This window comes from Streptococcus sp. 1032, from assembly GCF_013277015.1.
In the GTDB taxonomy this organism is placed as follows: domain Bacteria; phylum Bacillota; class Bacilli; order Lactobacillales; family Streptococcaceae; genus Streptococcus.
On sequence record NZ_VMMD01000028.1, the window covers coordinates 1 to 5,095 of the forward strand.

Annotated in this window: 7 protein-coding genes; all 7 read left to right on the top strand. The window is 42.8% G+C overall.

The window, feature by feature from the left end; genetic code table 11:
* The first annotated feature begins 214 nt into the window (after positions 1-214).
* Positions 215-673 (top strand): DUF4231 domain-containing protein, encoded by a 459-nt coding sequence (locus tag HT711_RS09930; RefSeq protein WP_031222784.1) that lies wholly within the window; start codon positions 215-217, stop codon positions 671-673.
* 12 nt (positions 674-685) lie between these two features.
* The gene (locus HT711_RS09935) at positions 686-1,294 is read left to right on the top strand and encodes a hypothetical protein (RefSeq protein ID WP_173250099.1); all 609 of its coding nucleotides are present in this window, start codon (positions 686-688) and stop codon (positions 1,292-1,294) included.
* Entirely contained in the window at positions 1,287-1,697 is a 411-nt protein-coding gene (locus HT711_RS09940) for a hypothetical protein (protein ID WP_240149009.1), read from the top strand. The genes HT711_RS09935 and HT711_RS09940 overlap by 8 nt, the downstream gene beginning before the upstream one ends.
* A gap of 10 nt (positions 1,698-1,707) precedes the next feature.
* Positions 1,708-3,123, top strand: coding sequence for a cholesterol-dependent cytolysin pneumolysin (ply, locus tag HT711_RS09945; protein WP_173214609.1), 1,416 nt, complete (start codon positions 1,708-1,710; stop codon positions 3,121-3,123).
* 9 nt (positions 3,124-3,132) lie between these two features.
* Complete coding sequence (locus HT711_RS09950; RefSeq protein ID WP_173250101.1) at positions 3,133-3,879, top strand: peptidoglycan recognition family protein; 747 nt, start codon at positions 3,133-3,135, stop codon at positions 3,877-3,879.
* 19 nt (positions 3,880-3,898) lie between these two features.
* The gene (locus HT711_RS09955; protein WP_173250104.1) at positions 3,899-4,117 is read left to right on the top strand and encodes a YSIRK-type signal peptide-containing protein; all 219 of its coding nucleotides are present in this window, start codon (positions 3,899-3,901) and stop codon (positions 4,115-4,117) included.
* Positions 4,118-4,846: 729 nt separating this feature from the next.
* Positions 4,847-5,095: hypothetical protein (locus tag HT711_RS11115; RefSeq protein WP_205403212.1), on the top strand; the 249-nt coding region annotated here is incomplete at its 3' end.

Here is a 5,095-nt window from a genome sequence, read left to right on the forward strand (position 1 = left end):
AGTAAGTAAGTAAGTAAGTTTTTTTGTCCCGATTATGATATAATAATTAAACTAGGTGAACTTTGCTAGTAGGAGAAACGATCTTTTCCGCTAGATGTAAACATGAAACTTCCTTTCCTAAAAAACATGACAAAATGATTAATAATTGCTAAGCCTACTAGACAGTTACCCTAGTTTTTTGAATAGAATGAATAGATAAAAAGGGGTTACGAATATGACACCAGAAGAAATGTACCTGACAGATCGATTGGACGTACAGATAGCTCATTTTTTAAAGAAAAGCGTTCAACATCGTAGACGCTATAAGGTATTAAAAATAACAGAAATCGTGGCAGGTTTCCTCATAGCTGTCTTTTGTGCTATTCCTATGCCAGGTGATCGCTACCGTTTGATTTCGGTTGCCTTGTCCAGTCTAGGCTTGCTGTGTGAGGGGATTCTCAATTTGTATAATGCCAAGGAACACTGGATTTCTTACCAAAAAACTGCGCAACTCCTGGAGAGAGAAAAATTCCTCTATCAATGTCAAACAGAGAAGTATGCAGGAAAAACCAAGGCTTTTGCCCTATTTGTCAAGACATGCGAAGGTCTTATCTCAGAGGAAATCAACCAGTGGGAAAGTATCCAGTCAAAAGAAGTGGCAGCTAGTGCAGATGCTCCAGAGAAAAAAGAATAGGAGGTGGAGGAAATGTATCAATCCAGCTACCTATTGCCCTTGCTCTGGTTAAAAAAAGAAGCCGATAAGGAAAAGATGAGCGCAACTAAGTGCCAGATATTTTTCTTTTATTATCAACTGTTTGAACTCTTATTTGCTAGAGAAAGCGACTTGAGAGACTTATGTCTGGGAAGGCAAGGTTTTTATTTCTCGCAGTTAGAGAAAGATTTGCTTTCTGGAGTTTCCCAATTTCTAAAAAACTTGGAGGGAAAAGTAACTCTCAAGGCTAACCAAGAAGTATCAGCTCGCAAAGCCCTTTTTCTAGCCTTGACAACTAGCCAGTCAGATTGGCAGGAGTTGGCTCCTGTTTTTGATTTTTATCAGGCTGTCGGGAGGCTTGAAACTCCTTCTCTCTTGAGTTCTCAGGACAGACAAGATCTGATGTGGATTTACCAGTCAGCTTTGGAGAAGGATTATAGTGTCAAGGTGATTGGCGACAAGCATTTTGTATTGAAGAGACAAGATGCTACTAAATTGACAGCGCGCCAAACTCAAACTTTGGAAGCACTGAGTCAATCAGAAGACTTGGTCAATCCTGTCTATGTTACATTAGGAGAAAAGGGGGTGCTCTTGCTTGATTAAGAGAGGAGATGTTGTAGCTCTTTATTTGCCTTTTCCGACTATTAGTAGCGATTTGGCTGTGAAGAATCATATGTATATCTGTATTGACAACAGCACGACTAAAAACAAAGAGTTGGTTAAAAATCAGACCTTCAAACCAGCTCTCTTGACCAGACGTTTGGTCAAGAATTTTATGATAGAAGAGCCAGATCTAGCTCGTAATCCTTTTACAAGACCAACCTTGATCGACTTAGATAAGGTATTTATGTTGGATAATACGATCATTCCGACTTCCTATCTAGCCAGACGGCGACGCAATGTCTCAGAAGAATTATACGAGGAAATTTTGGATCACTTAGTCCAACCACGGCTGATTTCGCTGAACAAGTCTGAGTTTATGCAACTCAATCCAGGAACTTATTAGGAGGTAGAAGATGACAAATAAAGCAGTAAATGACTTTATACTAGCTATGGATTACGATAAAAAGAAACTCTTGACCCATCAGGGAGAAAGTATTGAAAATCGTTTCATCAAAGAGGGGAATCAGCTACCCGATGAGTTTGTTGTTATCGAAAGAAAGAAGCGGAGCCTGTCGACAAATACAAGTGATATTTCTGTGACAGCTACCAACGACAGTCGCCTCTATCCTGGAGCACTTCTCGTAGTGGATGAGACCTTGTTAGAGAATAATCCCACTCTTCTTGCGGTCGATCGTGCTCCGATGACTTATAGTATTGATTTGCCTGGTTTGGCAAGTAGTGATAGCTTTCTCCAAGTAGAAGATCCCAGCAATTCAAGTGTTCGCGGAGCGGTAAATGATTTGTTGGCCAAGTGGCATCAAGATTATGGTCAGGTCAATAATGTCCCAGCTAGAATGCAGTATGAAAAAATCACGGCTCACAGCATGGAACAACTCAAGGTCAAGTTTGGTTCTGACTTTGAAAAGACAGGGAATTCTCTTGATATTGATTTTAATTCTGTCCATTCGGGCGAAAAGCAGATTCAGATTGTTAATTTTAAGCAGATTTATTATACAGTTAGCGTAGATGCTGTTAAAAATCCAGGAGATGTATTTCAAGATACTGTAACGGTAGAGGATTTGAGGCAGAGAGGAATTTCTGCCGATCGTCCTTTGGTCTATATTTCGAGTGTTGCTTACGGGCGTCAGGTTTATCTCAAGTTGGAAACTACGAGTAAGAGTGATGAAGTAGAGGCTGCTTTTGAAGCTTTGATAAAAGGAGTCAAGGTGGCTCCTCAGACAGAGTGGAAGCAGATTTTGGACAATACAGAAGTGAAGGCAGTTATTTTAGGGGGCGACCCGAGTTCGGGTGCCCGAGTTGTAACAGGCAAGGTGGATATGGTAGAGGACTTGATTCAAGAAGGCAGTCGCTTTACAGCAGATCATCCAGGTTTGCCGATTTCCTATACAACTTCTTTTTTACGGGACAATGTAGTTGCGACCTTTCAAAACAGTACAGACTATGTTGAGACTAAGGTGACAGCTTACAGAAACGGAGATTTACTGCTGGATCATAGTGGTGCCTATGTTGCCCAATATTACATTACTTGGGATGAATTATCCTATGATAATCAAGGTAAGGAAGTCTTGACTCCTAAGGCTTGGGACAGAAATGGGCAGGATTTGACGGCTCACTTTACCACTAGTATTCCTTTAAAAGGGAATGTTCGCAATCTCTCTGTCAAAATTAGAGAGTGTACCGGACTTGCCTGGGAATGGTGGCGTACGGTTTATGAAAAAACCGATTTGCCACTAGTGCGTAAGCGGACGATTTCTATTTGGGGAACGACTCTTTATCCTCAGGTAGAAGATAAGGTAGAGAATGACTAGGAGAGGAGAATGCTTGCGACAAAAAGAGTGAATGGCGATTTGTTTTCAGGACTTATCACAGATGTGGATGAGGAAATCATGAATAGCGATCAAAATCGCCTTGATATTGATACTATTGTCATCCACCATAATGGTGGGCTGAGTGATGAGGGGGCTAGAAGTACTTGGTATGTCTCTACAGGTCATGGCACATCTGCTCACTATCAGGTGACTCCTGATAAGATATGGGGGTGTGTTGGTGAAGAGAGCGTTGCCTATCATGCTGGCAACTATGAAGTCAATCAGCGTTCGATTGGTATTGAACACTTAAATAACCGTGGGGAACCTGACTGGACTATTGCAGAGGAAACCTACTGGAACTCAGCACGTTTGATTGCAGATATTTGTAATCGTTATAATTTACCAATCAATCGTGAGACCATCCATCCTCATCAAGAATTTACAGCTACAGATTGCCCTGGTGGGATTGATCTCAATCGGCTCATCCGGATGGCAGCTGAGATTCTTGCTGGAGATAGTTTCCAAGTTTCAAAAGAGGAACAGCCTCGAGATGGGGATGGACAGCGCCTAGTGCGTGTGGTGGATGATGACCTCTACATCCGAACAGGCCCAGGTCTGGCTTATCCTGACAAAGGTTTTTGTCCTCTTGGGACTTTTACCATCATGCAGGTAGAAGAAGCAGATGGCTATACTTGGGGTTTGTTGAAGTCAGGTAGGGGCTGGATCGCACTAGACTATACAGAAGAAATCAAATAGAAAAAGGAAGGAAGAAAGAATGAAACAAAAATATGAAGGAAACCACAAAGGGGAGAAGGTTTTTCGTTATTCGATAAGGAAGTACCACTTCGGTGCTGCTAGCGTTGCCGTTGCGGCGCTGATGTTTTTTGCCAACGGGACAGTACAGGCACAAACGCCTGAGATTTCTCCAGCGACAGAAAGCGGAACGACTAGAACCAGCGCCCTTGTAAGCGATTCCTCGGGGGGGGGTATCTGAAGAGCTAAGTGAAGAAACTCCTGATACAGACCCTAGTCAGCCAGAGCAACCTATCCAAGGCAATCGAGAAAACCAAGAGGCTTCAGATAAAAACAAGTCTCTAGTAAAAGATAGCGAAGAAGGCAAGGGAGAAAAACAAGCAGAAGAAGCAAGCCGTCCTACTGTAGATAAGTCACTTGCCGAGTCTGCACAAACCAGTCTACAAGCTTTACTTGCCAATCTGACACTGGACTCTATGAAAGAACTCCACGCTCGTGTAGAAGCAGGTCTAGCAAGAGCTAAGGCTGTTCTTGAAAATCCAAACTCTAGTCAAGAGGAGGTCAATGCCCAAGTTCAAGCCATGAAAACCTTGACTGAGGAAGTCAACAAGGCTTTGGCAGGTGGACTCACATCCCCAGCTGAGCTTGGAGAAGGAAGTGGTGTGACTCAGAGTGAACCAAGCCCAACTCCTAGACGAGGACGAGGGCGTAGAGGGCAACTAACCCCTCCTGCCACGCCAGCACCAGCAGAAAATCAAGAAACCAAGGAAACAGCGGAGGAAGCTACAGACTACACAAATGGTCAGGGGAGCTATCCTTTATCGGACAAAATCCATCATCTCCTCCAAGAACTGAAGACCAGCACTGAAAATCCAGAACAAGTCCAAAAACTCAAGGAAGCCTATGATAAACTCAACGAAGCATTGGGNNTCTTGAGGAGTATAAAAAGGCAACCCAATTAAAGAATGGTGTGGAAAAAGGTAGCAGCGACATTCCTAAATCTAGGAAAGTGAGAGAAACCTCATCTCTGACAGTTAATAAACTTAGACCTGGAGGTCGGCAAGGGCAGTATTCTCGCTTTTCGGAGGATACTATTGGAGACTACCGTCTTCAAGGTTATGGTCTCTCATTTGAGGCGGTGTCAAATGGGAAAACGGTTCGAGAAATTAGCATTACAGGAATTGAGGGTTTAAATCTAACTGTATCCAAATCTGGCGAA

What these genes read in the sequence shown, in the direction of transcription:
- HT711_RS09935 (WP_173250099.1), top strand. Translation starts at nt 686, where the DNA reads ATGTATCAATCCAGCTACCTATTGCCCTTGCTCTGGTTAAAAAAAGAA.
- HT711_RS09955 (WP_173250104.1), top strand. Translation starts at nt 3,899, where the DNA reads ATGAAACAAAAATATGAAGGAAACCACAAAGGGGAGAAGGTTTTTCGT.
- HT711_RS09930 (WP_031222784.1), top strand. Translation starts at nt 215, where the DNA reads ATGACACCAGAAGAAATGTACCTGACAGATCGATTGGACGTACAGATA.
- ply (WP_173214609.1), top strand. Translation starts at nt 1,708, where the DNA reads ATGACAAATAAAGCAGTAAATGACTTTATACTAGCTATGGATTACGAT.
- HT711_RS09950 (WP_173250101.1), top strand. Translation starts at nt 3,133, where the DNA reads ATGCTTGCGACAAAAAGAGTGAATGGCGATTTGTTTTCAGGACTTATC.